This window comes from Arthrobacter sp. H14 (assembly GCF_000520495.1).
In the GTDB taxonomy this organism is placed as follows: domain Bacteria; phylum Actinomycetota; class Actinomycetes; order Actinomycetales; family Micrococcaceae; genus Arthrobacter_C.
Map to the genome: position 1 here is coordinate 2,441 of NZ_KI914631.1, position 3,040 is coordinate 5,480.

At 57.5% G+C, this 3,040-nt stretch carries 2 protein-coding genes and 1 pseudogene; 1 reads left to right on the forward strand and 2 read right to left on the reverse strand.

The genetic code is table 11. The features are described 5' to 3' along the window. Positions 1 to 923: aminotransferase class I/II-fold pyridoxal phosphate-dependent enzyme (locus tag Y707_RS23405; protein WP_035780310.1), on the reverse strand; the 923-nt coding region annotated here is incomplete at its 3' end. A 372-nt stretch (positions 924 to 1,295) separates the two neighbouring features. Here Y707_RS23405 and Y707_RS0104430 point away from each other — a divergent pair. Further along, complete coding sequence (locus Y707_RS0104430) at positions 1,296 to 2,585, forward strand: Nramp family divalent metal transporter (protein ID WP_051441642.1); 1,290 nt, start codon at positions 1,296 to 1,298, stop codon at positions 2,583 to 2,585. Positions 2,586 to 2,757: 172 nt separating this feature from the next. Here the strand turns inward: Y707_RS0104430 and Y707_RS31235 are convergent. Then, a pseudogene (locus tag Y707_RS31235) lies at positions 2,758 to 3,040 on the reverse strand (hypothetical protein); the annotation flags it as partial.

Genomic DNA, 3,040 nt, shown 5'->3' on the forward strand with positions numbered 1-3,040 from the left:
TCCGGACCGCTTATGGCGGCGAGCCGCAGATCAGGGCCATGCGACTTTGAGAAACTCCGCACATGAATAGTCTGGCCGGGCAGCCATTCCCCCAGGCTGATCGCCGGCGTCCATGCCACCGAGCCCGCGGAATCGTCCTCAATCACGATGGTGTCAGCCGCGCCGGCAATCCGGGCCAACTCTTCTGCGCGGGCAGGGGTTAGGGAGATTCCCGTAGGATTTTGCGCACGTGGCTGCAGGAATACAGCCGCAGCGGGTAAAGCGAGCGCCTCCGCCAAAGGACCGGGAAGCATTCCCTGCTCATCGATCGGCACTCCAACAATTTCCGCCCCGGCAGCTTCCAACTGATCGAGGATAAGGGGAAATGTCGGATGCTCGACAATCACCCTGTCTCCGAACCGGACCACCGTCCGGGTAACCATCTCCAGCGCATCCATCGCACCATCAACGACTGTGAACTTCTGAGCTTCGTACGGCCACCCCTCCCTGAGGATTTCGATAAGCTCCGGCACAACGGGCTCATCCAGATAGCTGCCCGGTGTGACTGCCGTTGTGAGGTTCTCCAGCACCCGACTCAAGTCAGGAAGGAGTGCACGGTCCGGCACACCCGTGGAGAGATCCAAGGTGAACAAACCCCGCCGGTCCAACGCCTGCCGATACCTGGCGGAACCTGTCTGTGTGTCTGCAATCTTTGTGCCGCGCCGCCCATTCGTATGTATTGCACCGGAACGGGCAAGCAAAGCCCAAGCCGCACTGACCGTCGTCGGCGACAAGCCCAGTTGGGACGCGACGCTGCGGATAGGCGGCAGCTTCGCGCCCGGCTGAAGTACACCATCACGTATCGCCCGGCTCACCGCTGTAGCCACGCCACGTGAGGTTGGCTCTGTCGGCACCCATCCAAGTTTCGTTTCCGAACTGTTCATTTTTGTACTGTAACAATCTGCGTATTGTAATAGCAAGCAGCGTGACCTATCGTAGTTGTGGTCGACCTCACACGTGGCGTGAAGCGGCCATGAAAACCAAGCTGCTTGGGCGTTAGCTCCCAGGTCTTAAACAGAAAGGACTCCCTTGGTGCAAAGGACTCCGAGGCGCGAAACGAGGGCCCGGACGGTCAAAGGAGCCCGTTCCTGGCATGCCGTGCCTCACGGTTGTTCTGACTTGCAATAACCGCTGACACTGGCAGGGCACTGCCGGTTCTGTTGGGGGCAGTGGGGCCCTGAAAAATGTCTCGCCATGCGCCGGCTTTAAATCACCGGCCCAAAATACACTCGAATGTTCCGAAAGAGGACGAAACTTTGCAAACCGATACTGAAAACACGTCTGGCGCTACGCGTGAACCTCCTACAACATTCGGAGGAAAACTAAAGTTCATAGGCCCGGGACTCATCGTGGCAGCGACGGGTGTTGGCGCCGGTGACTTCATCATGGCCACGATCGCTGGATCTACTTTTGGCTGGGCCCTTATGTGGGCGGTCATCGGTGGAGCCGTTATTAAACTGATTCTGTCGGAGGGAATCGGCCGCTGGTATTTGGCCACGGGCAAGACGTTCCTGCAGGGATGGCATTCGCTGGGCTGGTGGGCGACCACTTACTTCGGTATATATGTCGTCATCTTCGGCCTGGTGTATGGAGCAGCTGTGCCGGCGGTATCGGCGCTGGTACTGACTGCGATGTTCCCCGGAACTCCATTCTGGTTGTGGGCTGTCCTCTCCGGAGTGGCAGGTTTCGTCCTTGTTTGGTTCGGTCGATACGCATTCCTCGAAAAGGCGATGACAGTTCTCATCGGCGTCATGTTCATCACTGTTGTCGGTTCGGCCCTGGTCATAATGGTGAACCTCGGAAGTGTCGAGTACAGCCTGATGCCGTCCGTTCCGGAAGGCTCAGTAGTCCGCATTCTAGGAATCATCGGCGGCGTCGGCGGAACCATCACCCTCACCTGCTACTCGTACTGGATCCATGCCAAGGGATGGAAGGGCAAAAAGTGGATTCCGATGATGCGTTTCGACATCACGTCCGCATACATCATCACCGGTATCTTCGCTGTTGCCATCCTGGTTATCGCCGCGGAGCTCCTCTTCGGTTCAGGCGTAACGATCGAGGGAAACGACGGACTGCTGGGACTAGCTGATGCATATGGCGATAGGTTTGGCTCTGTGGCCCGCTGGGCCCTTCTGGTGGGAATTTGGGCAGCTGTCTTTACATCGATTCTCGGCCCGTGGCATGGAATCTCCTACCTCTTTGCCGACTTCGTACGCATCCTGCGGCAGGCCAAGCGGAAGGAAACCGTAACGCACGAAGTTATTTCGGAGAAGGACACCTCATTCCGAATTTACCTGGCGTGGATGACCTTCCCACCCATGCTGTTGCTCTTTGTCGGGGAACCTCTGGCGGTTGTTCTCGCCTATGGCGTCCTGGGCGCAATATTCATGCCCATACTCTCGCTGGGGCTCCTGTACCTGCTCAATTCCAAGAGGGTGGAACCGCATTACCGTAACGGCAAGGTCAACAACACCCTGTTGGTCCTGATTGTGCTGCTCTTTGTCTACCTTGGCGGATCGGAGCTGATCGCCACCGTGGCGGGTTAGCACAGGCCTCAACCGGCAAACCGCGCCGGGTGAATTAAAGAATAAGCACATGCTGAAAGGCTGTCCGGAGCGATTCACATTGCTCCGGGCAGCCTTTTACGCTGTGCATGGCGTCCGGTCGCAAGTCGTTCCTGTGGAACGAGGACCTTATGGCGCTCCCCGAGGAATCATGTCAAGATGCCCGGCTGGATCGATTCGCAGAATCATTTGATTTTGTCCGGATAGCTGTTTGCGTTTTTGGTCCTCGTTTTGCGGTGGCCAGGGTCAGGAGTTCGGCGGTGAGGGCTTGGATTTCACGTTGGAGCTTTGCCGGGTTCAGCGGTTTGTTTTCCCGTGTCAGCTTCGTCTTGACCTTCTTGAGCACGGTCCCTTCATCGGCGATCACCCGTTGGTACGGGGTGGCCGGCTTGTCGTATTTCTTGGTGATTTTAGCGCCGGTGCGGGTCTTTGAGATG